Below are 25,086 nucleotides of genomic sequence, written 5' to 3'. Positions count from 1 at the left end.
GCCCGCGGCGGTCCAGCCGCGGGCGGCCGCCCGGTCGCCCCCTCGCGCCGCATCGGACGGCACCCGGGTTCCGGCCCCGTCGTTTTCCCCCCAGGACCGACGGGGCCGGTCGGGGGTCAGTCGGCAGCCTCCTCCTCCAGCAGCGCCAGCACCGACTTCTCCACCGCCTCGCGCGGCATCTCCGGCTGCACCGGCGCCAGCACCCCGTCGTGGTACAGGTCGACCACGCGCGGGTCCACATAGGACGTGCGGGCCACCGTCGGCGTGTTGCCGAGCAGCTCGGCGACCGAGCGCATCACCGCCGCCACCGCCCGGCGGCGCGCGGTGACGGACCGCTGCGGGCCCACCGAGGCCAGCTCGGCGGCGGCCAGCACGGTGGCGTGCCAGGTGCGGAAGTCCTTCGCGGTCATCTCTCCACCGCTGGCGTCGCGCAGGTAGTCGTTCACCTCGTCGCTGCGCACGTCGCGCCACGCGCGACCGTCCCAGTAGCCGAACAGCCGTTCCTGGGCGCGACGTCGCCGGCGCAGGTTGAGCAGCACCTGGCACAGCTCCGCGTCCTCGACGCGGCGAACCTGGTCGATGCCGCCCTTGGCCGGGAACTCGAACACCACGCACCCGCCGCGGGAGCGGGCGTGCTCCGGTCGCAGCGTCGCCACGCCGAACGTGGGGTCGTCGCCGGTCGCGTACTGGTCGCTGCCCACCCGGAACGCGCCCATGTCGAGCAGCCGGGCCACGGTGGCCAGCACCCGCTCCCGCCGCAGCCCGCGCAGCGCCAGGTCGTGCGCGACCCGGTCCCGCAGCGCCGGCAGCCGGTGGGCCACCTCCAGCACGTGGTCGAACTTCGCCTCGTCCCGCTTGCGCCGCCACTGCGGGTGGTAGAGGTACTGCTTGCGGCCGGCCGCGTCGATGCCGGTGGCCTGGATGTGCCCGTTCGGGTGCGGCGAGAGCCACACGTCCCGCCAGGCGGGCGGGACCACCAGCTCGCGCAGGCGGGCCAGCTCGTCGGCGTCGCGCACCGGTTCGCCGGTCGCGTCCAGGAAGAGCCAGCCCGTGCCGCGCCGCCGCCGGGCGTACCCCGGCCGGCCCGGGTCGCTACGCCGCAACCGCACCGGAGACCCGTTCCACCTCGGCCACCGCCGCCACCACCTCGTCGATCCCGATGGCATCCAATGTCGGATGCGTTCCTACCCCGCCGGAACCGGTCGAATCCGGGTCGGATCCGGCGGCCTCGACGCGACCGAGCACCAGGTGCCGGCGCCGGTCCGGCGGTGGACCCCAGCGGGCCGCCGGCACCGGGCCGAACAGCACCACCGAGGCGGTCCGGTACCCGGTGGCGAGGTGCGCCACGCCGGTGTCGCCGCTCACCACCACGCGGGCGTCGGCCACCAGCGCGGCCAGCTCGGTCAGGCCGGTCCGCCCGGCCAGCACCGCCGTCGGCGGCAGGCCGGCGTCCCGGGCCACCCGGGCGGCCAGCACCCGCTCGTCGGCCGAACCGGTCACCACCACCCGGTGGCCGTGTGCGGTGAGCGCCCGCGCCAGCCCCGCGAAGCGGTCCGCCGGCCAGCGCTTCGCCGGCACCTTGCTGCCCGGATGCAGCACCGTCACCCCGGCCGGTACGCCGACCGTGGCCGGCCGCCGCAGCGCCAGGTCCCCGGCGTCCGCCGGCAGGCCGTACGCGTGCAGCAGCCGGCACCAGCGACGCACCTCGTGCTCGTCGGCGTCCCAGGCCGGACCGTCGAGGTGGCCGGCCGACGGATTCCGGAAGGCGAGCAGCCGGCCCGGCCGGACGGCGGCCAACGCCCGGTGCGACTCCGGTCCCCGGCCGTGCAGGTTCACCGCCACCTCCGGCGGCGGCCCGGTCCACCGGATCCGGTCCGGTCCCGTGGTGGGCAGCACCCGGTCGACCGCCCCGGTCAGCGCCGCCAGCGGCGCCAGCCAGGCCGGGGCCGCCAGCACCAACTCCCGGTCGGGCAGCCCGGCGCGCAGGCCACGCAGCGCCGGGACCGCGGTGGCCAGGTCACCGACCCCGAGCGCGCGCAGCACCAGGATCACGGGTACGACGACTCCCGCTCGGCGCAGACCACCAGCTCGCGGACCGCGCAGCCGGCGGGCTGGGAGAGTGCGAACAGCACCGCGGCGGCGGTGTCGGCCGGCTCGTTGAGCACGGCGTCCGGCCCGGGCCGGTACTGCTCGTCGCGCTCGTCGAAGAACGCGGTGCGCATGCCGCCGGGGATCAGCAGCGTCACCCCGACCGCGCCGGCCAGTTCGGCGGCGAGCGCCCGGGTGAACCCGACCACCCCGAACTTCGCCGCGCAGTACGCGGTCGCGTCGCCGACCGCCTTGACGCCGAGCGTGGAGGCGACCGTGACGATGGTGCCCCGGGACTCCTCCAGGAAGGGCAGCGCGGCGCGGATCACCGCCGCGGTGGCGAGCAGATCCACCGTGACGATCCGTTCCCAGGTCTCCGCCGGCACGTCGGCCAGTTTTCCGGGCACGTCCAGGCCGGCGGCGGTGACCACCGCGTCCAGGCCGCCGGCACGCTCCGCGAGGTCCCGGGTGGCGACCTCGGCGGCCCGGGTGTCGGCCAGGTCGCACTCGGCCCACGGCACCCCGTCGGCGGGGCGCTGCCGGTCCAGCACGAGCGGCCGGCCGCCGGCGCCGGCCACGGCCGCGACCACCGCCGCGCCGAGGCCGCTGGACCCGCCGGTGACCAGCACGGTCGGCCCGGCGCCGGGCCCGTTGCGTGGCGCGTTCATCGTGCTCCCTTCGCCGTGGACCGGACGACCGGCTCGGGACCGGTCTCCGCGACCGGGTCGGCCGGCCAGCCGGCGCTGCCGCGGCCGGCGCGGGCCGCGGCGATCATGTCGGTGGTGGACCGCCCGGCCAGGTACGGCACCACCACCGTGTGGCCGCCCCAGCGGGCCAGGATCGCCGACTCCGGCAGCGTCTCCGCGCCGCCGCCGCTGGCGTAGTCACCGCCCTTGACCCAGATGTCCGGGCGCACCCAGGACAGCGCCGCGTGCGGGGTCGGCTCGTCGAAGATCAGCACCGCGTCGACGCAGCCGAGCGCCGCGAGCAGCCGGCTGCGGTCGCCCTGCGGCACCACCGGACGCTCCGGCCCCTTGAGCCCGGCCACGCTCGCGTCGGAGTTGAGGCAGACCACCAGGCAGTCGCCGAGCTGCCGGGCCGCCTGGAGCGTCGCCACGTGCCCGGCGTGCAGCAGGTCGAAGCAGCCGCCGGTGGCCACCACGGTGCCGCCGGCGGCGCGTACCCGGGCCAGCACCTCACCGGCGGCGACCGCGCCGATCCGGTCCCCGCCGGCGGCGACCACCGTCGGGGCGACCGCCCGGACCGGCGCCGGCAACGCCGTGGTCACGCCCCCGCCGGCCACGTACGCGGACGCCTCGGCGACCGCCTCCTGCACCGCCTCGGACACCAGCGCGCCCCGGGCCAGCGCCAGCGTGGCCGCGGCGGCGAACCGGTCCCCCGCGCCGCAGGTGTCCCCCTCGGCGGGCGGCGCCGGGACCACCAGCGGGGTGGAGCCGGCGTGGCAGAGCAACGCGCCGTCGCCGCCCAACGTGACCGCTACCGCGCCGGCCTGCCAGCGCCGGCGCAACGCCTGCGCGCTCCGGGACGCGTTCGCCAGGCGGGATCCGCCCGGCGGCGTCTTGGCCAGGTCCCGGGCCTCCGGCTCGTTCGGGGTGGCCAGGTGCACCCCGGGCACGGCCGCCGGGCCGCGCGGGTGCGGGTCCCACACCACCGGCGCCCGGGTGGCGGCCAGCGCGGCCCGCAACGCGGGCTGCCCGGCGACGCCCCGACCGTAGTCGCTGACCAGCACCGCGGACGCGCCGGCGAGCAGCCGCCGCACGGCCTCGCCCGGCTCCCCCGGCACCCCGGTCGGCCCGCCCCGGTCGTGGCGCAGCAGCACCCGCCCGCGCGCCCGCAGCCGGACCTTCTCCGGCGTGGCCCCGGCCAGCCCGAGCGCGTAGAGCTGCACTCCGGCGGCGGCGAGCAGGGTGCCGAGCCGGGCCCCGCCGGCGTCGTCGGCGACGGCGGTGACCAGCGCGACCTCGGCGCCCAGCGCGGCCGCGAAAACGGCGGCCAGGCCGGCCCCGCCGGGGCGGTCGACGGACGCGGTCTCGTCGAGCACCGGCACCGGGGAGTCCGGGCAGAGCCGGTTCACCGCTCCCTCGACGTCCCGGTCCAGCAGCGTGTCACCGAGCACCACCACAGGTCCCATGCTCGACCTCCTCATCGGGCCTGCACCTCCGGAGCCGGGTCGCCGAGCACCACCTCGACGCCGGTGCGCACCGGACCGGCCGGGGTCCGGGCGGCCAGCGCCGCCGGCAACGCCCGGTCGACGTACTCGCAGAGCACGTGCACGGCCACCAGGTGCAGCTCCTGCACCACCTGGGCGTCCGGTGAGTCGACCGCCAGCCGCTCGTGGCAGAGGTCGGCGAGGGGGTTGGGGGCGGGTCCGGTGAAGGCCCAGCAGCGCAGGCCGGTGTCGTGGGCGGCGCGGGCGGCGGTCAGGAGGTTGGTGCTGGTGCCGCTGGTGGAGAGCAGGAGGAGGTGGTCGTCGGGTCGGCCGTGGGCGCGGACCTGGCGGGCGAAGGCCTCGTCGTAGCCGTAGTCGTTGGCGATGGCGGTGAGGGCGCTGGTCTCGGCGTGCAGGGCGATCGCGGACAGGGGTTGGCGGTCGTGGCGGAGTTTGCCGACGAGTTCGGCGGTGAGGTGCTGAGCCTCGGCGGCACTGCCGCCGTTGCCGGCCACCAGCAACCGGCCGCCCGCGGCGAGGCGGTGCGCCAGCTCCCCGCCCCAGCGGGCGAGCAGCTGTTCCGCCTCGCGCAGCGGCGGCAACGCGCCGGCCAGCCGGGTCAGGTGGTCCGCCAGCACCGTCCCGCCGGCCGTCGGGGCGGCCGTCATCAGGCGACCACCCGGGTGGGTCGACGCACGCCGGCCACCTCGCCGTACAGCGCGCCGAGGCGCTCGGCCGCGGTGGCCCACGAGTAGCGGGTCCGGGCCCGTTCCAGCGCCGCCGTGGCGTAGGCGAAGCGGCGGATCCGGTCGGCCAGCAGGCCCCGGATCGCCGCGCCGAGCGCCGCCGGGTCGCGGGCCGGCACCAGGTCGCCGGTGCGGCCGGGCACCACCGTGTCGATCAGCCCGCCGACCGCGGTGCCGATCACCGGTATGCCGCAGGCCATCGCCTCCAGCGGGGTGAGCCCGAACGGCTCGTACCAGGGGGCGGCCACCAGCACGTCGGCGGAGCGGTACCAGCGGCCCATCTCCTCGCGCGGCACGGCGCCGACCAGGCGTACCCGGTCGGCGATGCCGAGCGACCGGGCCAGCGCCCGCAACCGCATCGCGTACGGGTCGGTCTCCAGCAGCCCGGCGGGCGGCCCGCCGACCACCACGCACTCGGCGTCCGGCACCAGCGCGGTGGCCCGGATGACGTCCTGGAAGCCCTTGCGCTCGACCAGCCGTCCGACGGTGAGGATGCGGGCCCGGCCGCCGTCGGCGTCGGCGACCGGGCCCAGCGGGTCGAAGGTGGACAGGTTCACCCCCGACGGCACGACGGTCACCCGGGACCGCGGCACCCCGAGCCGGACCAGTTCGGCGACCTCGTCCTGGCACTGGGCGACCACCCGGTCCACCGCGCGGCCCAACTCCCGTTCGTGGTCCACGCGGCCCGGCGGGCTGGTGTCCTGGGCGCCCTGGTGGCGGCGTTTGACGGTGCCGAGCGCGTGGTACGTCTGCACGATCGGCACGCCGGTGCGCCGGGCCGCCGCGAGCCCGGCCAGCCCGCTCATCCAGAAGTGCGCGTGCACCACCTCGGGCTGCCAGTCCTCGGTGCGCCACCGGTCCGTCAGCCAGTCGGAGAACGCCGGCATGTACGGCAGCAGGTCGTCCTTGGCCACCGGCTCGGCCGGGCCGGCGGGCACGTGCACCACCTCGTACCCGTCCGGGGCGCGTACGGTCACCGGCAGGTCCACCGCGTCGCGGCGGGTGTGGACGCGGACGTCGTGTCCGGCGGCGGCGAGCGCGGCGGAGAGTTCGGCGACGTGCGTGTTCTGGCCGCCGGCGTCCTCCCCGCCGAGGACGGCGAGCGGGCTGGCGTGTTCGGAGATCATCGCGATGCGCATACTTCCTCCTCCAGCAGCCGGTCCCAGTCGGCGAGGAAACGCTCCAGGCCGTAGCGGCCGCGGGCGGCGGCCCGGGCCGCGGCGCCCGCCCGGACGGCGGCCGCCGGATCGTCCAGCAGGCCCCGGGCGGCGTCGAGCAGCACGTCGACCCGGGTGGAGAGCACTCCGGCCTCGGGCGGTACCGCCTCGACGGCCTCGGTGGTGGCCAGCGCGACCACCGGCATGCCGATGGTCATGGCCTCGATCAGGCTGAGGCCGAGCGAGGTCCAGCGGCACAGGTGCAGGTAGGCGCGACGCTTGGCCAGCTCGGTGTGCATGGCGTGCTGCGGCACGTCGTCGTGGCTGGTCAGGCGGTCCTCGGGCAGCCCGAGGTGGGCGGCGAGCCCGGCCACCTTCATGCCGTAGACGTCCAGCGGAGCGACCGCGGCGAACCGGGCGAGCAGGTCGGTCCCGGTGACCCGCCAGCGGCGTACCGGTTCGTTGATCACCACGGCGAGGCGGTCCAGTTCGCCGGTCCATTCGACGGCGGGCGCGACGACGCCGTGCTCCACCACCGCGGTGCGGGTGGCGCCGTTGTCCCAGAACAGTTCGTTGAATCCGGTGACGTGGGTGAGCAGCAGGTCGTCGCGGTCGGCCATCGGGTGGCGGGTGTTCGGGACGTCGCCCTTGGGGGTGTTGTGTTCGACGTAGACGGCCGGGAGGTCGCGGCCGGGGCGGCGGCCGAGCCAACTGGCGGCCAGGTCGAGTTCCTCGGGGCGTTGCAGGACGACCACGTCGACGTCGGTGGTGCGGAGCTGCTCCGGGGTGACCTCGACGGCGTTGTCGGGCCAGGGGTAGGTGCGCGCCCGGCCGAGTCCGTAGGCGTCGCGTGCCGGGTTGACCGGGATGAGGTAGCGGTGCTTGCCGTGCACGAACGAGGTGGTCCAGGACCCGTGCACGTGCCAGAGCAGGATGTTCATCCGGCCACCCCGAGCAGCCGCAGCGCCTCCAGCACCCGGCCCGGCTCGACCGCGGAGAGGCAGGGGTGGCCGGGGACCGGGCAGGTGGTGGCGCGGGTGTCCCGGCAGGCCGCGCCCGCGTCGCCGAGGCGGACGGTCGGCACCCGGTACGGTCCCCACTGGCCGAACGGGACGGTGGGGGCGAACAGGCTGACCACCGGCACGCCCAGCGCGGCGGCCAGGTGCGCCGGACCGGTGTTGCCGACCACCAGCGCGCCGGCCCGGGCGATCACGGCGGCCAGCTCGGCCAACCCGGTCCGGCCACCCAGGTCGACGCCGCCCGCGGCGGCCACCCGCGCGGTCAGCTCCCGCTCGTCCGGCCCGCCGGTGACCACCACCCGGTGGCCGGCGGCGCCGAGCACCCGGGCCACCCGGGTGGCCAGCTCGACCGGGCAGGCCCGGGTCTCCACCGAGGAGCCCGGGTGCAGCACCACGTAGCCGGGCGCTCCGGCCGCCGCCGGGACCGGCGGCAACCGGTCGGTGCGCAGGCGCAGCGCGGGTTCGTCGTCCGCGGGCAGCGGGTAGCCGGCGGCGGCGGCGAGGGAGAGCGCGCGTTCCGGTTCGGGCACGCCGACCGGGACCCGGTGGCGCACGTCGAGCAGGGCGCCGGGGTAGTCGTCGCTGACGGCGCTGATCCGGGGCACACCGGCCAGGCGCAGCAGCAGGGCCAGGGGCAGCGGGGACTGGTGGAAGCTGGTGAAGACGACCGCCTCGTCGGCGTGCACGGCGGCGAGCCGGTCGGTGAGCGCGCTGATGGCGGTGGGGTCGACCGGCGGGGCGGGGGCGTCGATCCAGGGCAACGGCCATTCGACGATCTCGTCGACGCCGGGCAGGAGTTCGGCGGCGGCCCGGCCGCGAGGGCCGCAGAGCAGCACCACCCGGCGTGCACCGGCGGCGACCGCCCGGATGCCGGGACCGGTGACCAGCACGTCCCCGGCCGCGTCGCTACGGACCACCAGCACGGTGCCGGCGCGACGCCGACGGTCGGGCGTTGGCGCGGCCACCAGCCGCATCCGGGTCAGCACGATGTCCACCGCGTCCGGCAGGTCGGCGGCGACGGTCGGGGCGGCGGCCACCTCGGCGGCCCGGGTGGCGGGCGTCGGGACCAGGACGCCGGCGGCGCCGGCGGCCGCGGCGGCGGCCATGTCGGCGCCGATGTCCCCGATCAGCACGCACCGGCTCGCCGTGGTGCCGAGCGCACGCGCGGCGGCGTGCACCAGCCCCGGCGCCGGCTTGCGGCAGCCGCACCGGTCCGGCTCCGCGTGTGGGCAGATCTGCCAGCTGTCGAACGGGCCGAGCAGCTCCTCGACCCGGGCGTTGACCCGGTGCAGGTCGTGCGCCGTGAAACAGCCCCGGGCCAGACCGGACTGGTTGGTGACCACGGCCAGCCGCAACCCGGCCGCGCGCAGCCGGTCCAGCGCCTCCCGGGCGCCCGGCACCGGCCGGACCTTCTCCGGGTCACCGTTGTACGGCACGTCCTCCACCAGCGTGCCGTCGCGGTCCAGCAGCACCGCCTCGTACAGGCCGGACGGGAGCCGGTCAGCACCCGGGTAAACCCGGGCTGACCTGCACTGATCCCGCTCGTGGTCCCGTCGCACGGGCGGCGGGTTCCCGACCCCCCGAGGAGTAAACGTCAGCGCCGGTTACCCGCCGCCTCCGAGAAGCTAACCCGGCCGCCGTTAGCGACGGCCGCCCCGGGGTACCGGACACTCGTGGCGGTTGTGGAAAAAGTGATCGATGCGTCCCCGGACCGGGTCTTCGAGGTGCTGGCCGACGGCTGGACGTACAGCGACTGGGTGGTGGGCACCGCCCACGTGCGGGACGTGGACGACACCTGGCCCCGGGTGGGCAGCCGGCTGCACCACCGGGCCGGCCCGTGGCCGTTCTCGCTCCAGGACAAGTCCACCGTGCTGGAGTGTCAGGCGCCGCATCGGCTGGTGCTGCGCGCCGGGCTCTGGCCGGCCGGCGAGGCGGTCGTGGCGTTCGTCCTGGAGCCGTTGGACGACGGCCGGACCCGGGTCGCCCTCGGCGAGGACTTCGCGGCCGGACCACTGCGGTGGGTCCGGACCAAGCTGAACGACCTCGTGCTGCATCTACGGAACCGGGAGACGCTGGCCCGGCTCTCCGACATCGCGACGCGACAGAAGCCGGAGCGGTGAGCGGTCGATCGCGGGGCGTCTGTGCGGACGCCGGAAAGCGGACTGGCTACCCTCTGGGGTGAACCTGTCGGCCGACCGAGGAAGTCCGTGATGATCGAACCCGTGCAGTTGCCCTCCCCGTGGGCGGACGCGCGCCTGACCGTCGTCGTTCCGACCTACAACGAGGCGGGCAACCTCCCGGTGCTGGTCGAGCGCCTCCTCGCGCTGCCGCTGCCCGGGTTGAAGGTGCTCGTCGCGGACGACAACTCCCCCGACGGCACCGGCGAGGTCGCCGACAAGCTGGCCATCGAGCACCCGGACCGGGTGCTGGTGGTGCACCGCCCCGGCAAGGAGGGCCTCGGCCGGGCGTACGTGGACGGCATCGGCCGGGCGATCGACGACGGCGCGGAGTACGTCGCCCAGATGGACGCGGACATGTCGCACCCGCCGGAGGCGCTGCCCGGCATGCTCGGCGCGCTGCTCTCCACCCAGGCGTCAGTGGTCATCGGCTCCCGCTACGTGCCCGGCGGCGAGCTGGACGAGAACTGGCCGCTCTACCGCCGCGCGCTCAGCGGCTGGGCCAACCTCTACGTGCACACGCTGCTGCGGGTGCGGATCCGCGACCTGACCGCCGGCTTCAAGATCTGGCGGGCCGACGCGTTGCGCGCCATCGGGCTGGACCGGGTGCAGTCCAACGGATACAGCTTCCAGGTGGAGATGCACTACCTCGCCACGAAGCTGGGCCACACCATCCTGGAGGTGCCGATCCGCTTCGAGGAGCGCCGCGAGGGCGACTCGAAGATGACCACGGCCACCAAGATCGAGAGCGCGCTGATGCCGTTCAAGCTGCGCACCCGCCACCGCAACATCGACTCCTGACCGACCCGCCGCGCGCCAAGCCATCACGCTGCGTCAAAATGACGCAGCGTGATTTCTTTGCCGTCGGTGCGGTGACACGCTCGCTGCCTTTGCTCTGCAGCCTTCGGCGCAGCACCGCGCTGACCTGCGACCGGGCGTTTCCGCTCGGCCGGCGCGCGACCCGCCGTCGAAACCGTGCGTCACCGATGCGTCCATGGCTGCAGAGCAAAGGCGGCGGTCGGACACGCACCGGCCCCCGACAACGATTACCTTCCGTGACGGCGTCATCCCGCCAGGGAGACGCCCGGTCGGGCATCGGGCGCGCCGGGCACCGGGCCTGGACCGCAGGCAGGGCAGAGGCAGCACGGGCAGCACGGGCAGCAGGGGCAACGCGGCGTCAGGGGTAGACGGTGCGGTGGGCGGCGGCGATCGCGCGGGCGTACACCTGGCCGGTGAACGCGCGGTCACGGGCCAGCGCGGCGCGGGCGGCGTTCGCGCCAGGCGCGCCGTGCACCCCACCGCCCGGGTGGGCCGAGGCGCTGGCCAGGTAGAGCCGGTCCACCGGGGTGTCCGCCCGGCCGAGTCCCGGGATCGGCCGCAGGAAGAGCTGCTGGTACGCGGCCGCGGTGCCGCCGCCCAACGCGCCGCCCACCAGGCTCGGCTCGGCCGCCTCCAGATCCGCCGGACCGGCCACGTGCCGCCCGACGATTGACGCGCGGAAGCCCGGCGCGGCGGTCTCCAGCACCTCCTCCATCCGCGCCACGTGCCCGGCCATCTCCTCGGCCCGCCAGTTCCGGCGGAACGGGAGGTGGGTGTAGGACCACAGCGACTCGGTGCCCGGCGGCGAGTGGCTCGGGTCGGCCACCGTCATCTGGCCGACCAGCAGGAACGGATCCTTCGGGACCTCGCCCCGGGCCAGTTCCGCGGCGTACGTGGTGAGGCCGTTCAGGTCGGCGCCGAGGTGCACGGTGCCGGCGCCGGCGACGTCCCGGTTCCGCCACGGCACCGGCGCCGACAGCGCCCAGTCGACCTTGAGCGTGGAGCCGTCCCACTTGAAGTGCGCCAGATCCTCGACCAGCCGGGGCGGCAGCGCCGCCGCGCCGACCAGGTCGAGATAGAGCGCCGGGGCGGGGACGTCGGCGAGCACGGCGCGACGCGCCCGCCAGTCCGCCCCGTCCGCGGTCCGTACCCCCATGGCGCGGCCCCGGGCGGTGAGCACCCGCTCGACCCGGGCGTCGTACTCGATCCGGCCGCCGCGCTCGACCAGCCGGGCCACCAACGCGTCGGTGATCCGCTGCGCGCCGCCCACCGGCACCGGCCAGCCGACCTGCTGGCCGAGCATGGCGAGCAGCCAGCCGTACACGCCGGAGCCGGCCTCCTCGGGGGACAGGTCGGTGTGCAGCGCACACCCGGCCAGCAGCGCCGGCCCGCCCTCGCCCTCGAAGAGTTCCGCGCCGAGCTTGCGCACCGGCAGCACGAGCCGGCGGGCCAGCCGCAGCGCGCCGGCGACCCGCAGCCGGCGCAGCAGGCCCACCCCGCCGCGGACCGGCGGGAACGGGCTGGTGATGGCGTCCAGCATCGGCTCCGCCACCTGGAGCCAGTCGGCGTACGCGTGCCGCCAGCGCTCCCCGTCGCCGGGGGCGAACGCCTCCAGCGACGCGGCGGTGGTGTCCAGGTCGCGGTTGACCACCGCGGCCCGCCCGTCGGGGAGCAGGTGCGCCAGCACGTCGGGGGCGTTGGTCCAGGACAGGCCGTGGCGGTCCAGGTTCAGCCCGCGCAGCACCGGGGAGGCGAAGCCGAGCGGGTAGAAGGAGCTGTAGAGGTCGCTGAGGTAGCCCGGCGCGGTCACGTGCGCGGAACGCACCGCGCCGCCGGGCGCCTCGGTGGCCTCCAGGACCAGCACGTCCCAGCCCGCGTCGGCCAGCAGGTTCGCCGCCACCAACCCGTTGTGCCCGGCCCCGATGACGACGGCGTCGGCGGTGGAAGTCATCCGGTCCGCCTACCCGGCCGTTGACCGGGCGAAACGCGTTTGCCGGGCCCGGACCGGGGCAAGCACGGGCATGTACACGGTTGCGCAGCTCATAGGCGGGGTGTGGGGCGCCGGGGGCGAGGGCGGCGAGCTGGTCGTCCACGACCCGGCCGACGGGACGCCGGTGACCCGGGCGCCGGTGGCCGGCGCGGACGAGGTGGCCAAGGCGGTGGAGGCGGCCCGGGGCGCGGCGGCGGAGTGGGCGGCGACCGCCCCGGCCGAGCGGGCCGCCGCGCTGCACCGGGCTGCGGACGCGGTCGAGGCGGCGGCCGACGAGCTGGCCGAGGCGACCACCGCGGAGATGGGCAAACCGCTCGACGACGCCCGCGGCGGCGTGGCGGCGGGCGTCGGCACGCTCCGGCAGTACGCCGAGCTGGCCCCGCTGCGGGGCGGCCGGACGCTGCACGGCGGCCCCGCCGCGGTGGACTTCATGGCCCCGGAGCCGCGGGGCGTGGTCGCCGCGATCACGCCGTGGAACGATCCGGTGGCGGTCTCCTGCGGCCTGCTCGGCGCGGCGCTGGTGACCGGCAACGTGGTGGTGTTCAAGCCGAGCGAACGCACCCCGGGCACCGGCTGGCTGCTGGCCCGGGCGCTGGACTCGGCGCTGCCGGCCGGCGTGCTGTCGTTGCTGACCGGCGGCGGCGAGGTGGGCGCGACGCTGGCCGGGCAGGAGCTGGACGTGGTCGCGCACGTGGGCTCGACCGCCACCGGCCGGGCGATCGCCGCCGCGGGCGCGCGGACCGGCGCGAAGGTGCTGCTGGAGAACGGTGGCAGCGACCCGCTGCTGGTGGACGCCGACGTCGACCCGGTCTGGGCGGCCGAGCAGGCGGCGCTGGGCTGCTTCGCCAACGCCGGGCAGATCTGCGTCGCGGTGGAACGCGTCTACGTGCACCGCGACGTCGCCGAGGAGTTCGTCGACGCGTTGGTGGCCCGCGCCGAGGCGCTCGTCGTGGGCCCCGGCCGCGACCCGGGGACCCGACTCGGCCCGCTCGTCGACCGGCGGCACCGGGACCACGTGCACGGGCAGGTCACCGCCGCGGTGGCGCAGGGCGCCCGGATCCGCACCGGGGGCGCGGCGCCGGACGGGCCGGGCGCGTTCTACCCGGCCACCGTGGTCGACGGCTGCCGGCACGAGATGGCGCTGGTGCGCGAGGAGACGTTCGGCCCGGTCGCGCCGGTGGTGACGGTCGACTCGTTCGACGAGGGGCTGCGGTGCGCCGCCGACTCGCCGTACGGGCTGGCCGCCACCGTGCTGACCGGCTCGATGAGCCACGCGCAGCGGGCCTGGCGCGAGCTGCCGGTGGGCACCGTCAAGGTCAACGCCGTGTTCGGTGGCGCGCCGGGCGGGGCCGCCCAGCCGCGCCGGGGCAGCGGCCAGGGCTTCGGGTACGGCCCGGAACTGCTCGACGAGTTCAGCACCGTGAAGGTGGTCCACCTGGAGGCGCCGGGCGGCGGCCACTGGTGAGCACCCGCACGGCGGGGCCCGGGACCACACGGTCCCGGGCTCCCTCGTCGTACCCCTGGCGGGTCAGCGACCGCCGCGGGCCTTGCGGGTGGCGTTGTTGTTCGCCTTCTCGATCGCCTTCACCAGCTCCGGCTTGGTCATCCGGGAGCGGCCCCGCACGTCGAGCTTCTTCGCCACCGACATGAGGTGGTCCTTGGTGGCGTTGGCGTCCACGCCGCCGGCCGTGGGCGCGCGCCGGGTCGGGCCGCCGCCGGCGGCCTGTCGGTCGCTCGGCCCCTTGCGGCCCTTGGCCTCCCAGTGGTCGCCCACCTTCTCGTACTCGTGTTTGACGGCGGCGAAGGCGACGCGGTGCGCGCGTTCCCCCTCGCCGTACGTCTCGACCGCCGAGTCGTGCGTCTTCTCCCAGGTCCGCTGCGCCTTGGCCGGAGAGCGTTTCAACGTGCTGGGCAACACCTCGCGCCCGGGCATCTCGTCCACCTCCGTCTCGATCGGGTATCAGCTGTCGTTCCCCCCGGTCCGGGGGACAAACCGGCGCACGGTTTGTCGATTTCCACCGGGGGGTACCGCCCGGCCACCCCCGGTGGCGCACCGGCGCGTGGAGGAGGCGGTCATGACGGCGACGACACCACCCACTGTCGACGGCGCGGCCCGCGCCCGCTTCCCCCGCCGGATGCGCCAGCTCGACTGGCGCACCTGGCGGGGCGTGCTGCTGCGCAGCGGCCAGGGCTTCGTCAAGGACAACTGCGCCGACTGGGCCGCCGCGCTCACCTACTACGGGGTGCTGGCGCTCTTTCCGTCCACGATCGTGGTGGTGGCCCTGGTCGGGCTGGTCTCCGACGGTCCGCGCACGGTGGACACCGTGATCGACCTGGCCCGGGAGATCGGCGCCGGCTCGGTCGTCGGCAACGACGCGTTCGTCGGGGTGGTGCGCACCGTGGTCGAGCAGCAGGGCCCGGCGAAGGCGCTGCTGAGCTTCGGTCTGCTCGGCGCGCTCTGGTCCGCGTCCGGGTTCATCGGCGCGTTCACCCGGGCCTCCAACGCGATCTACGGGGTCCAGGAGGGCCGGCCGTTCTACCGGCTCCGCCCGCTCCAGATCGGCATGGCGGCGGTGACCATGCTCCTGCTGGCGGTGGTGGCCACCGGGCTGATCGTCAGCGGCCCGGTCACCGACGCGGTGGGCGACCGGCTGCACGCCGGCGGCCTGGCCCGGACCACCTGGTCGGTGACGAAGTGGCCGCTGCTCGCGCTGGTCGCGATGACGTTGCTGTCGCTGCTGTTCTGGATCGCGCCGAACGTGCGGCAGCCGCGCTTCCGCTGGCTCACCCCGGGCGGCGGGCTGGCGCTGCTGGCCTGGGTGCTGGCGTCCTTCGGTTTCGGCCTCTACGTGGCGAACTTCGGCTCGTACGACGTCACCTACGGCAGTCTCGGCGCGGTGATCGCGTTCCTGGTCTGGCTCTACCTGTCGAACTGCGCGCTGATGCTCGGCGTGCAGGTCAACGCGGAGTTGCAGCGGGGCCGGGCGATACAGGCCGGCGTCGAGGACCCGGCGGAGCCGGTGCTGCCGCCCCGCGCGCCGGCCGACTCCTGACCCCGCCCGCCCGGTTGCGGGCCGGATGACCGGCTCGCCGGACCGGCTCCGGTTTACCCGCGGTCCCCCGGGGCATCACTGAGGGCATGGAACGTGGCAGCAGCAAGCACTCGCCCAGGGTCGACGACCAGATGAGCAGCGAGGTCAGCGGTCTGGTCCAGGGTCCGGGCACGGGTGGTGCCCGGGTCGACGAGTTCCGTCAGGCCGAGCCGTCCGGCGAGGACCAGCCGGAGGCCACCACGGCGCCGGCCGGCGACCTGCGCACCGGCTCCCCGCAGGGGATGAGTTCGACGGACGTGGAGGCGCGCAGCCGGCTCGGTCGGTTCATCGGCATGGCGGCGCTGCCCGGCGACCGCGACGCGCTGGTGGCCAACGCCCGGGAGAACGAGGCGCCGGCGGACATCGTCGCCGCCCTCGAGGGCCTGCCGGGCGACACGCGTTACCAGACGGTTTCCGAGGTGTGGGCAGCACTCGGGCACAGGAACGAGACGACGCGCTGGTGAGCGGATCGGCCCACGGTTCGCGACAGCACACCGGCGGAACAGGAGGAACCCCGACATGAGCGGCGTAATGGAACACGTGGATGTGGACGTCCCGATCCGGACCGCGTACGACCAGTGGACCCAGTTCGAGGAGTTCCCGCACTTCATGGAGGGCGTGCAGGAGGTCCGGCAGCTCTCCGACACGATGACCCACTGGACCGTGGAGATCGCCGGCGTGAAGCGTGAGTTCGACGCCGAGATCACCGAGCAACTCCCGGACGAGCGGGTGGCCTGGAAGTCCACCGGCGGCACCCAGCAGGCCGGCGTGGTGACCTTCCACCGCCTCGACGAGGGGCACACCCGGGTCACGTTGCAGATGGACTTCGAGCCGCACGGTGTGGTCGAGCAGGCCGCCGACAAGCTGGGCGTGGTGGACCGCCGCGCCAAGGGCGACCTGGAGCGGTTCAAGCAGTTCATCGAGCGGCGCGGTCAGGAGACCGGCGCCTGGCGCGGCGCGGTCGACCGGCCGACCCCCTGAGCGTCTCCCCCGCACGAACCCCGATGGCCGCCGGTCCGCCGGCGGCCATCGCCGTGTCCGTGGTCCGTTTGCGATCATCCGGCCCGGGTACCGCAGGGGAATGACCGACAACGACCGCCAGTGGCGCGACGAGGACCGCACTCCCCTGCACGAGCTGGACCAGGCGATCGCCCGGTCGACGCTGGACGGGCAGGCCGACGACGCCACCGGGAACGACGCCGGTGAGGAGGCCGCGTTCGGGCACGGTCCGGAGGCGGTGGACCGGGGCGCCGGCGCGGAGGCCGAGCGTCGGGAGATGACCGACGCGGATCGGGCGTACCGGCCGTCCACCACCGGCCGGACCGGCCCGGACAGCATCTGAGCACCCCGGTTCCGGGCACCGCCGAGTGCCCGGAACCGGGAACGCACATCGACCGAAACGACAAAATCTGCCGTACGGACGGTCGGGGAAACGGACAGCCCATCCAGAATCGGCCGAACGGCTGGCAGTTCCCCGGGTCCGGCGCGTAAGAATTTCGGAATGGATCAGGGCTCCGCTTTCCTCTCCACTCGTCAGCGCCGCCTCGCCTGGTTGGGCTTCCTGCTCGCCGCCGTCCAGGCTCCCGTTGCGGCGAAGTTCAGCGACGACAGCTCCTGGCTGTTCAGCGTGGTGGTCGCGTTGATGGTCGCGACCGTGATCATCGCCGACGACGGCGCCCGGCGCCGTCGCCCGGCGCAGGCCCGCTCCTCCGACTGATCACCGTTCGGCCGGGCGCGCCTCGTGCCCCGGCCGTCCCCGGCTGCGGCGCCGCTCCTTCAGCTCCGCCTCGTAGAGGTGCCGCCGGCCCCCGACCAGTTCGTCCCGGGCTTGCCGGTCCACCTCCCGGAAGAGCGCGTGGTAGCCGTCGTCGAAGTCCTCGACGATCTGGAACGTCCACCGACCGGCGATCACGTTGCGGCCGAGCAGGTCCCGGTCGATCCGTTCGGCGATGCTCGGGTGGCCGGCGGAGCGGAACCGCGCCACCGCCTCGTCCAGCATCAGGTCGGCGTGACCGATGAGCTGGTGCAGCTCGTAGAGGTGGCCACGGGCCCGCTCGACGCACTCCAGCGCCTCGCCGAGCTTGCCCAGCGCCTCGACCGTGGCGTCGCTCACCCCGTCCGGCCGGCGGTGCGCCCGGTCCGGTCCGTCGACCTGCTGTCCCATCGTGTGCCTCCGCCGACTCGGCTGCGTCGTCTGCGTGGTTCCCTTCTGCCCCGCGGCGGGCGGCTCAATCCCCGGGGGCGAGGCGGGCCGGGTCGCCCGGACGAGCCGGGCATCGGCCGGTCGGCCGAGGCCGCCCCGGTCCGCGCGGGGCTAGCCTCGGTCCCCATGCGCGTGCCGAACAACCGGGTCGCGACCCCGTCCGCGACGGTGGCCGCACGGTCGACCCTCACCACGCTCACCGTCGCCGTCGGCACCGCCGGCCTGGCCGCGGCCCGCCTGAACCCCGGGCTGCTCGCCGAGGTCGACCAGCACGCCGCCGGGGTACGCGACAGCCTGCACGGTGACCGCCGGCCGCTGACCGTGGCTGCGCTCGCCGGCTACGCCGAGGGGCTGCGGGAGGCGGCGTCCGAGCACGGCTGGACGCCACCGGTCGGGCCGGTCGACTGGTCCGCGCCGGGCTGGCTGCTCACCCGGCTGCTCGCGGTCTGCCTGCTGGCCCGCGCGCTGGACCCGCGCCACCTGGCCTGAGACACGGCGCGGGGCGCCCGCGATCGCCCCGCGGACCCCCCGTCACCCGTGCTGCCGTCAGCCGCCCGGCCGACGGAACTGCTGCGTCTCGTCGCCCCGCTCGCCGGAGCGGTACGTGCCCGCGCCCGACATGGACGACTGCGGTCCGGTCGGGGCCGGCTGTCCGCCCCGGTCGGCCATCCGCCGTTCGTAGTCGCCGCGACCGACCTGCTGCGCCTGCCGCTGCTGCTGGAACGCCCGGGACTCCTCCGCGACCCGGTCCAGCCAGCCGTCCCAGCGGGTCTGCATCGGCTTGATCAGACCACCGCCGACACCGACGACCAGGATTCCCGCCACCGTGGCGAGGAACGCGATGAGCACCGGCGTGGTCACCGTGGTGGCGATGCCCACCTGGTTCAGCGCCGCGATGACACCGAGCGCCAGGATGAAGAAGGCCGTCACGTCGGCCAGCACCCGCCCGTACGAGAGCCCGCCGAGCGCGCCGGACACCAACTGCCGGACGGCGTTGGCGATGGCGGCCGCGATCACCACGATGACGATCGCCACGAAGGCCCGTGGCAGCCAGGACACCACCCCGCGGATCAGGTCGCTGATCGCGTTGGGTCCCCACACCCCGAAGGCGAACTGCAGGGTGAACAGCAGGACCGCGTAGTAGGCCAGTCTGGCCAGGATGTCGCTGGCGTCGTACTTGGTGCGTTCCAGGGCGCGCTTGATCCCGCCGCGTTCCACGGCGCGGTCGAACCCGACCCGTTCCAGTGCCGCGTCCACGATTTTGAGGACGGCTCGGGCGATGAGCCAACCCACCACGAGGATCGCGATGAACGCGATGGCCCTCGGTACGAAGAGCAGCACCGACCTCCAGAAGTCGGTCCAGGCCGCACTGATGTCGACCTGGCCGACCGCGAGGGTTTTCGGCATGATGTCCCTCCTGTCGCGTGAACTGCGCCGCCCGCATACCCGTCGCTCTGGGCAGCACGCCGGGCCGGACCGGGGCAATTTCCCGACATGACCCGCCGAAGCGGCCCTGACCTGCTCTTAACGTTCACGCCGCCGGTGACCGACGGCGACGGTGGCCGCATGATCGGAACCCGTCGGCCACCCGCCGGTTAGGCTGCGGTCATGCCAGGCACCGTCGGTCGGATTCCCACGCCGTCCGCCCCCACTCCGGGAGCGGCCGCCCACCCGTGGGCCGGTACGCCGTTGGGCGCCCCGGAGCGCTGGGACTCGGCGGTCCGCGCGGTGGCGGACGTGGTGCTGTCCTCCCCCGTACCGATGGCCCTGCTCCTCGGTGACGACCTGGTCCTGCTCTACAACGACGGCTACGCCGAGTTGATCGGCGACCGGCACCCGGAGGCGCTGGGCCGGCCGGCGGCGGAGGTGTTCGCCGAGGTGTGGCGGGAGGCCGGCGCCGGCGAGGCGCTGGCGCGGGTCTACCGGCAGGGCGAGCCGTTCCTGGAGCGGGAGGCGGTGCTGCCGGCCGACCGGCAGGGCGGCGGCCCGGCCGAGCCGGCGGTGTTCACCCGCGGCCACTCCCCGGTCCGGGACTCCACCGGCCGTATCGTCGGCGTGCTCACCGTCTCGGCGCAGACCACCCAGCTCACCCGGCAGTTGCAGAGCCTCAGCGACTTCGCGGCGGCGCTCTCCGGCACGCTCACGCTCGACGACGTGGCCCGGGTGACGTTGCGCTACTGCCTGCACTCGTTCGACGCCGACCGGGTCTCCTTCGTGGTCGACGAGGGCGCCACCTGGCGGCTGGTCCGCCGGATCCGGGGCGAACTGCTCGACGAGGCCGACGAGCGGCTGCCGCCGTTGTGGCGCCGGACGGGCGCCGACGCGACGCTGCCGGCGGTGGTCACCGCGCGCAGCGGCGTGCCCTCGTTCACCGCCGACGGGCAGCCGTTGCGCGACGTCGCGGCGGACCGGCACGACGAGAAGATCCGGGCGCTCGCCGCGCTGCCGCTGCGCTCGACCGTGGTCCGGGGCGCGCTCACCGTGGGCTACCAGGCGCCACGCCCCTGGTCGCCGGCGGAACGGGCGCTGCTCGCCGCGTCCGCGGAGCTGATCGGCCAGGCCGCCGAGCGGGCCCGCCGCTTCGAGACCCAGCACGGCACCGCCCAGTTGCTGCAACGCAGCATGCTGCCGGAGCAACTGCCCGACCTGCCCCGGTTGCGCATCGCGGCCCGCTACGAGCCGGGCGTCGACGGCAACGCCGCCGGCGGCGACTTCTACGACGCGTTCCTGCTGCCCACCGGCGCGCTCGGCGTGGTGCTGGGCGACGTGGCCGGGCACGACGTGCAGGCCGCCGCCCGGATGGGTCAGGTCCGCGCCGCGCTGCGCGCGCTCGCCCTGTCCGATCCCCGGCCGGACGCGGTGCTCGGCGGTCTGGACCGGCTGGTGGCGAGCCTGGGCGTCGAGGGCGGCACGCACGAGCTGTTCGTCACCGTCGTGTTCGGTGTGGTCGACGCCGACCGGGAGCTGGTCACGCTGGCCAGCGCCGGCCATCCCGCGCCGCTGATCCGGCGGGGCCGGACGGACGCCGGCCCGGCCGCGGAGTTCGTCGAGGTGCCGCCCGGCCCACCGCTGGGCCTCGGTGGCGTCCCGCGCCCGGTCACCGTGCCGTTCCGCCCCGGCGACACGCTGCTGCTCTACAGCGACGGCGTGGTGGAGCGACGCTGGCAGGACCTGGCTTCCGGGCTGGCCGGGCTGGGCGCGGCGGTGAGCGCCGCGAGCGGCAGCGACCCCCGGGCGCTGTGCGCGGTCGCGACCGCCGCCGTGCCGGGCGCCACCGAGGACGACGTGGCCGTGCTGGCGGTGGAGCACGCGGTCCGGCCCAGCCGGTCGGCCGGCATGGAGGTGCCGGCCGAGCCGACCGCGCCGAGCCGGGTCCGGCACTGGCTGACCGCCCAGCTCACCGAGTGGCAGGTGCCCGAGGCAGTGGTCGGCGCGGCGGTGCTCTGCACCAGCGAGCTGACCACCAACGCGCTGCTGCACGCCGGCACCGCCGCCCGGGTCGAGATCGACCTGAGCGCGGAGCGGCTGCTGGTGTCGGTCGCCGACTCGGGCACCCGGGGGCAGGTCACCCGCGCCCAGACCGACACGCTGAGCAGCCGTGGCCGCGGGCTCGGTCTGATCGAGGAGCTGAGCGACGCGTGGGGCACCGACCCGACCGTCCGCGGCTCGACGGTCTGGTTCGAGATCCTCATTCCGGCCGGGTGAGCCGCGCGTCGCCCGCGTCCGTCCCGGGTAGGAGGCACGCCATGACCGACGACACGCGCCACGGCGTCCTCTTCGACGTCGACGGGACCCTGATCGACTCCACCTACCTGCACGCGGTGAGCTGGTGGGAGGCGCTGCGCCAGGCCGACCACCGGGTGCCGATGGCGCGGATCCACCGGTCCATCGGCATGGGCTCGGACAAGCTCCTCGACCACCTGCTCGGCGCGGAACGGGACACCGACTCCGACGGGCGCCTGCGCGACGCGCACGACGCGCTCTACGCGGAATACTGGGAGCGGCTCGCGCCGCTGCCCCGGGCCCGGGAGCTGCTGCACGCCTGCGCGGACCGGGGCCTGCGGGTGGTGCTCGCCACTTCGGCAGCCGAGCACGAGGTGGCCGTGCTGCGCGCCGCGCTGGACGCCGACGACGTGATCGACACGGTCACCTCCTCGGCCGACGCGAAGGAGAGCAAGCCCGCCCCCGACATCCTGGCCGCCGCGCTGGAACAGTCGGGGTTGGCCGCCGAGCGGGTGGTGTTCGTCGGCGACTCGGTCTGGGACGTCGCCGCCGCCGGCAAGCTGGACATCCCCTGCATCGGCCTGACCTGCGGCGGCACCGGCCGGGCGGAGCTGGCGGGCGCCGGCGCGGTGGCGGTGTACGAGGACCCGGCCGAGCTGCTCGACGGGCTGCCGGACAGCGCGATCGGTTCCCTCGGCTGAGCCACCGGTCACCACGGCTGCGTCGAAAGGCTTAGCCGGCACCGGTTCGGGGCACCTGCTGACCACCTCCGCCCGGCCGCCGGGCGGCCGAAGGGTGGGGTCGTGGAACCGGTCGATGTCGCGTTCGCTCTGTTGGGCGTCGGTGCGCTGCTGGCGGGCATCCTGCCCCGGGTGCTGGAGAAGCGGCCACTGTCGATGCCGATCGCGTTCCTCGGGCTCGGCATGCTGGTCTTCGCGCTGCCGACCGGGTTGCCGACACCGGATCCGCTGCGCTCGCCGGAGCTGACCACCCACCTCACCGAGGTGGGGGTGATCGTCGCCCTGATGGGCGCCGGCCTGAAGATCGACCGGCCGCTGAGCTGGGCCCGCTGGTCGTCCACCTGGCGGCTGCTGGCCATCGCCATGCCGCTGTGCATCGCCGCGGTGGCGCTGCTCGGCTGGTGGTGGGCCGGCCTGGTGCCGGCGGCGGCGCTGCTGCTCGGGGCGGCGCTCGCGCCGACCGACCCGGTGCTCGCCTCCGACGTGCAGGTGGGTGAGCCGACCGACGTGGAGGACTCGGAGGACGAGGTGCGCTTCGCGCTCACCTCGGAGGCCGGCCTGAACGACGGTCTGGCCTTCCCGTTCGTCTACGCCGCCATCGCTATCGCCAGCGTCGGCCTCGCCCCGTCGGCCTGGTTGGCCGAGTGGGTGGCCGTGGACGTGGTCTACAAGCTCGCCGCCGGCGTGGGCGGGGGCCTGCTGGTCGGTTGGCTGCTCGGCAAGCTGTTCTTCCGCGCGCCGAGCACGCTGCGGCTGGCCAAGCACTCCGAGGGGTTCCTCGCACTGGCCGCCACGTTCCTCGCGTACGGGCTGGTCGAGGTGATCGGCGGGTACGGCTTCCTGGCGGTCTTCGTGGCCGCCCGGGCGATCCGGGCCGCCGAGCGCACCAGCGAGTTCCACTCCGTGCTGCACGACTTCGCGGAGCAGGTGGAGCGGCTGCTCACCGTGTTGTTGCTGCTGCTGTTCGGGGGCGCGGTGATCGGTGGGCTGCTGGCCCCGCTCACCTGGCCGGCGGCGCTGGTCGGGCTGGGCCTGGTGCTGGTGATCCGGCCGCTGGTCGGCTGGTTGTCGCTGCGCGGCGCGCCGGGCCGGCCGGCCGAGCACTGGGTGATCTCGGCGTTCGGCATCCGCGGCGTCGGCTCGTTCTACTACCTGGCGTACGCCACCAGCAAGACGGACTTCCCGCAGGCGGAGCTGCTCTGGGCGACCGTCGGCCTGGTGGTGGTGGTCTCGGTGGTGGCCCACGGGGTCGCCGCGACGCCGGTCATGCAGCTGTTGGACCGGGCGGGCGACCGCACCCGGGAGAGCACCGAGACCGGTGCGGGCAAGGAGCCGGTGCCGGCCGGCTGAGCGGTCCCCGGCGGCCGGCGGGGGTGGGTCAGTCCCCGCGCAGCCGGGCGGCCAACGCCCGACCGAGGTCGTGGCCGGACCGCCAGGCGCTCTGCACCCGGGGCCGGCCGAACGCGTCGCCGGCCAGGCCGATCCCGTCGTCGTCCAGGTGGAACGTGCCGTCCGCGCCGGTCGCCACCGGCCGGGCGTACGTCCAGCGGTGCACGTGGGTCGACAGGGCCGGCTCGGGCAGCCCGAGCAGGTCCCGGACGGCCTGTTCGATCTCCGGCCGGGCGGCTGTCGGTTGCAGCAGGTGCCCGGCGGCGAACGCCGGCGTGGTGTGCGCGACCAGTACCGGGGCGCCGTCGCCACGCCGGTCGCCGTCGTCGCAGACCAGGCTCAGCACCGGGTGGTCGTTGACGAACGCGCCCCGGAAGTCGGACCAGCGGCGGGACGGGAAGTGCAGCACCGCGGAGAGCGTGGACGACCAGCGTTGGGTCGCCACCGCGCGGGTGGCCGTCTCCAGCGCCGGGTCGAGCAGCAGGGCGGCCTGCGGGCCCGGCATGGCGAGCACCACCGCCTCGGCGGCCCGGCCGTCCACCCGGGGTCCCGGCTCGACCGTCATGATCAGCCGGTCGTGCGTGACCGGCAGCTCGGCGGCCAGGTGTTCGACGAGCGAGCGCAGCCCACGCGGGGCGGCCCAGCGCATCGGGCCGGTCACCTGCTCCCGCCCGCGCGGCCCGTACGCGACGAGCGTGTCGGTCCACTCCCGGACCAGGCCGGCGGCCTGCCAGCCGGCGACCACTGCGGCGAAGTCCGGGTCGTCGACGGTGAAGTAGGCGGCGCCCAGGTCGGCGGGACGCCCGTCGAAGCGCTTGCTGGCCATTCGCCCACCGGTCACCCGGGCGCGTTCGCGCACCTCGACCGGGATGCCGGCCCGAGCCATCTCGGTCGCGCACGCCACCCCGGCGATGCCCGCGCCGACCACCACCACACCCGCCCGGTCCGCTGTCATCGGTTGATCGTAGGTGCCGGCCGGCATGAACCTGCCGGCACGGGGGTAATGGCACATCCGTTCGAGAAAGGGTGATCATCATGGCCGACCGCGCCAACGACCGCACCACCGTGAACGCGAACCCGGACGCCGCCGTCAAGGATCCGGACGACTGGGTGACCGGCGACGAGCCGCCCACCGCGGCCCAGGAGTCCTACCTGCACACCCTGGCCCAGGAGGCGGGCGAGACGGTGCCGGAGGGGCTGACCAAGGCGGAGGCGTCCCGACGGATCGACGAGCTCCAGGCGGAGACCGGCCGGGGGCGCTGAGCCCGGCGATCAGCGCGGGGGGAGGCGGTGCAGCTCGACGTGGTCGAGCCGCCCCGCCGCCACCCGGGCGGTCAGGTACGTCGCGTCCGGCTGGGCCCGCCGGTCGGTGGGCGAGCCGGGGTTGAGCAGCCGCAGCCCGCCCGGCGCGACGGTGTCCCACGGGATGTGCGAGTGGCCGAAGACCAGCAGGTCACAGTCGCGGTACGCGGCGGCGCACCGCTCCTCCCGCCGGGTCTTCGGCCCGGTCTCGTGCACCACCGCGACCGTGAGCCCGGCCAGCTCGACGCGGGCCACCTCGGGCAGCCGGGCCCGCAACGCCGGCCCGTCGTTGTTGCCGTACACGCCGACCAGCCGGCGCGACCGGGCCTCGAGCGCGTCCAGCAGTGACTCGTCCACCCAGTCCCCCGCGTGCAGCACCACGTCGGCGGCGTCCACCGCCGCCCAGAGTGGTGCCGGCAGGTCCCGCGCCCGCTTCGGCACGTGCGTGTCCGCCATGATGACCAGCTTCAC

Annotated in this window: 27 protein-coding genes; 13 read left to right on the top strand and 14 right to left on the bottom strand. The window is 75.4% G+C overall.

The window, feature by feature from the left end:
- Positions 1–116: 116 nt before the first annotated feature.
- Genes C8054_RS24630 through C8054_RS24595 form a run of 8 tightly spaced genes read right to left on the bottom strand, consistent with a single transcriptional unit; the run spans position 117 to position 8,652 of the window.
- Positions 117–1,109: a DNA topoisomerase IB gene (locus C8054_RS24630; protein WP_107160710.1), complete on the bottom strand. Its 993-nt coding sequence runs from the start codon at positions 1,107–1,109 to the stop codon at positions 117–119.
- Entirely contained in the window at positions 1,093–2,052 is a 960-nt protein-coding gene (locus C8054_RS24625; protein WP_107160708.1) for a glycosyltransferase family 9 protein, read from the bottom strand. The genes C8054_RS24630 and C8054_RS24625 overlap by 17 nt, the downstream gene beginning before the upstream one ends.
- On the bottom strand, positions 2,049–2,756 hold the full coding sequence (locus C8054_RS24620) for an SDR family oxidoreductase (RefSeq protein WP_107160706.1): 708 nt from the start codon (positions 2,754–2,756) through the stop codon (positions 2,049–2,051). Before C8054_RS24620 ends, C8054_RS24625 begins: the two co-directional genes overlap by 4 nt.
- Positions 2,753–4,255 (bottom strand): PfkB family carbohydrate kinase, encoded by a 1,503-nt coding sequence (locus C8054_RS24615; RefSeq protein WP_107160704.1) that lies wholly within the window; start codon positions 4,253–4,255, stop codon positions 2,753–2,755. The genes C8054_RS24620 and C8054_RS24615 overlap by 4 nt, the downstream gene beginning before the upstream one ends.
- A complete protein-coding gene (locus C8054_RS24610) occupies positions 4,252–4,926 on the bottom strand; it encodes an SIS domain-containing protein (RefSeq protein ID WP_107160702.1) in 675 nt (224 codons plus the stop codon). The genes C8054_RS24615 and C8054_RS24610 overlap by 4 nt, the downstream gene beginning before the upstream one ends.
- The gene (locus C8054_RS24605; RefSeq protein ID WP_107160700.1) at positions 4,926–6,143 is read right to left on the bottom strand and encodes a glycosyltransferase; all 1,218 of its coding nucleotides are present in this window, start codon (positions 6,141–6,143) and stop codon (positions 4,926–4,928) included. The genes C8054_RS24610 and C8054_RS24605 overlap by 1 nt, the downstream gene beginning before the upstream one ends.
- Positions 6,128–7,102, bottom strand: a complete 975-nt coding sequence (locus C8054_RS24600; RefSeq protein ID WP_107160698.1) for a glycosyltransferase — start codon at positions 7,100–7,102, stop codon at positions 6,128–6,130. Before C8054_RS24600 ends, C8054_RS24605 begins: the two co-directional genes overlap by 16 nt.
- The gene (locus C8054_RS24595; protein WP_306766825.1) at positions 7,099–8,652 is read right to left on the bottom strand and encodes an HAD-IIIA family hydrolase; all 1,554 of its coding nucleotides are present in this window, start codon (positions 8,650–8,652) and stop codon (positions 7,099–7,101) included. The genes C8054_RS24600 and C8054_RS24595 overlap by 4 nt, the downstream gene beginning before the upstream one ends.
- A gap of 201 nt (positions 8,653–8,853) precedes the next feature.
- Between C8054_RS24595 and C8054_RS24590 the strand changes: the two genes are divergently transcribed.
- Positions 8,854–9,300 (top strand): SRPBCC family protein, encoded by a 447-nt coding sequence (locus C8054_RS24590; protein WP_107160694.1) that lies wholly within the window; start codon positions 8,854–8,856, stop codon positions 9,298–9,300.
- Positions 9,301–9,390: 90 nt separating this feature from the next.
- A complete protein-coding gene (locus C8054_RS24585; protein WP_107160691.1) occupies positions 9,391–10,158 on the top strand; it encodes a polyprenol monophosphomannose synthase in 768 nt (255 codons plus the stop codon).
- 376 nt (positions 10,159–10,534) lie between these two features.
- On the opposite strand, the gene C8054_RS24580 is transcribed toward C8054_RS24585, so the two are convergent.
- A complete protein-coding gene (locus C8054_RS24580) occupies positions 10,535–12,127 on the bottom strand; it encodes an NAD(P)/FAD-dependent oxidoreductase (RefSeq protein ID WP_107160688.1) in 1,593 nt (530 codons plus the stop codon).
- Positions 12,128–12,197: 70 nt separating this feature from the next.
- Between C8054_RS24580 and C8054_RS24575 the strand changes: the two genes are divergently transcribed.
- A complete protein-coding gene (locus C8054_RS24575; protein WP_107160686.1) occupies positions 12,198–13,631 on the top strand; it encodes an aldehyde dehydrogenase in 1,434 nt (477 codons plus the stop codon).
- A 63-nt stretch (positions 13,632–13,694) separates the two neighbouring features.
- On the opposite strand, the gene C8054_RS24570 is transcribed toward C8054_RS24575, so the two are convergent.
- Positions 13,695–14,099 (bottom strand): ChaB family protein, encoded by a 405-nt coding sequence (locus C8054_RS24570; protein ID WP_107160767.1) that lies wholly within the window; start codon positions 14,097–14,099, stop codon positions 13,695–13,697.
- A gap of 142 nt (positions 14,100–14,241) precedes the next feature.
- Between C8054_RS24570 and C8054_RS24565 the strand changes: the two genes are divergently transcribed.
- The 5 genes from C8054_RS24565 (at position 14,242) to C8054_RS24545 (ending at position 16,975) form a co-directional block, all read left to right on the top strand.
- Positions 14,242–15,219 carry a YihY/virulence factor BrkB family protein gene (locus C8054_RS24565; RefSeq protein WP_107160764.1) on the top strand — a complete coding sequence of 326 codons (978 nt, stop codon included), beginning with the start codon at positions 14,242–14,244 and terminating at the stop codon, positions 15,217–15,219.
- 86 nt (positions 15,220–15,305) lie between these two features.
- Positions 15,306–15,722, top strand: a complete 417-nt coding sequence (locus C8054_RS24560; protein WP_107160684.1) for a DUF2795 domain-containing protein — start codon at positions 15,306–15,308, stop codon at positions 15,720–15,722.
- 55 nt (positions 15,723–15,777) lie between these two features.
- Entirely contained in the window at positions 15,778–16,239 is a 462-nt protein-coding gene (locus C8054_RS24555) for an SRPBCC family protein (RefSeq protein ID WP_107160682.1), read from the top strand.
- 100 nt (positions 16,240–16,339) lie between these two features.
- Complete coding sequence (locus C8054_RS24550; RefSeq protein WP_107160680.1) at positions 16,340–16,600, top strand: hypothetical protein; 261 nt, start codon at positions 16,340–16,342, stop codon at positions 16,598–16,600.
- 159 nt (positions 16,601–16,759) lie between these two features.
- Positions 16,760–16,975: a hypothetical protein gene (locus C8054_RS24545; RefSeq protein ID WP_107160678.1), complete on the top strand. Its 216-nt coding sequence runs from the start codon at positions 16,760–16,762 to the stop codon at positions 16,973–16,975.
- Here the strand turns inward: C8054_RS24545 and C8054_RS24540 are convergent, their stop codons facing one another.
- On the bottom strand, positions 16,976–17,422 hold the full coding sequence (locus C8054_RS24540) for a hypothetical protein (protein WP_107160676.1): 447 nt from the start codon (positions 17,420–17,422) through the stop codon (positions 16,976–16,978).
- 165 nt (positions 17,423–17,587) lie between these two features.
- On the opposite strand from C8054_RS24540, the gene C8054_RS24535 reads away from it, so the two are divergent.
- Complete coding sequence (locus C8054_RS24535; protein ID WP_107160674.1) at positions 17,588–17,950, top strand: DUF6401 family natural product biosynthesis protein; 363 nt, start codon at positions 17,588–17,590, stop codon at positions 17,948–17,950.
- A 57-nt stretch (positions 17,951–18,007) separates the two neighbouring features.
- Here the strand turns inward: C8054_RS24535 and C8054_RS24530 are convergent, their stop codons facing one another.
- Positions 18,008–18,868, bottom strand: coding sequence for a hypothetical protein (locus C8054_RS24530; protein ID WP_107160672.1), 861 nt, complete (start codon positions 18,866–18,868; stop codon positions 18,008–18,010).
- Positions 18,869–19,069: 201 nt separating this feature from the next.
- On the opposite strand from C8054_RS24530, the gene C8054_RS24525 reads away from it, so the two are divergent.
- From C8054_RS24525 to C8054_RS24515, 3 genes are all read left to right on the top strand, one after another.
- Complete coding sequence (locus tag C8054_RS24525) at positions 19,070–21,166, top strand: SpoIIE family protein phosphatase (protein ID WP_107160670.1); 2,097 nt, start codon at positions 19,070–19,072, stop codon at positions 21,164–21,166.
- 41 nt (positions 21,167–21,207) lie between these two features.
- On the top strand, positions 21,208–21,885 hold the full coding sequence (locus tag C8054_RS24520) for an HAD family hydrolase (protein ID WP_107160667.1): 678 nt from the start codon (positions 21,208–21,210) through the stop codon (positions 21,883–21,885).
- A 102-nt stretch (positions 21,886–21,987) separates the two neighbouring features.
- Positions 21,988–23,274 carry a sodium:proton antiporter gene (locus tag C8054_RS24515; RefSeq protein WP_107160665.1) on the top strand — a complete coding sequence of 429 codons (1,287 nt, stop codon included), beginning with the start codon at positions 21,988–21,990 and terminating at the stop codon, positions 23,272–23,274.
- A 28-nt stretch (positions 23,275–23,302) separates the two neighbouring features.
- Here C8054_RS24515 and C8054_RS24510 read toward each other — a convergent pair whose 3' ends face one another.
- Positions 23,303–24,268 (bottom strand): NAD(P)/FAD-dependent oxidoreductase, encoded by a 966-nt coding sequence (locus C8054_RS24510; protein ID WP_199199905.1) that lies wholly within the window; start codon positions 24,266–24,268, stop codon positions 23,303–23,305.
- An 80-nt stretch (positions 24,269–24,348) separates the two neighbouring features.
- On the opposite strand from C8054_RS24510, the gene C8054_RS24505 reads away from it, so the two are divergent.
- On the top strand, positions 24,349–24,576 hold the full coding sequence (locus C8054_RS24505) for a DUF3072 domain-containing protein (protein ID WP_107160762.1): 228 nt from the start codon (positions 24,349–24,351) through the stop codon (positions 24,574–24,576).
- Positions 24,577–24,585: 9 nt separating this feature from the next.
- Here the strand turns inward: C8054_RS24505 and C8054_RS24500 are convergent, their stop codons facing one another.
- Complete coding sequence (locus C8054_RS24500; RefSeq protein WP_107160661.1) at positions 24,586–25,086, bottom strand: metallophosphoesterase; 501 nt, start codon at positions 25,084–25,086, stop codon at positions 24,586–24,588.

The sequence above is a fragment of the Micromonospora sp. RP3T genome, from assembly GCF_003027925.1.
Taxonomy (GTDB): domain Bacteria; phylum Actinomycetota; class Actinomycetes; order Mycobacteriales; family Micromonosporaceae; genus Micromonospora.
The sequence above is the reverse complement of the archived record's forward strand: the minus strand, read 5'-3'. Positions and strand labels throughout refer to the sequence as shown.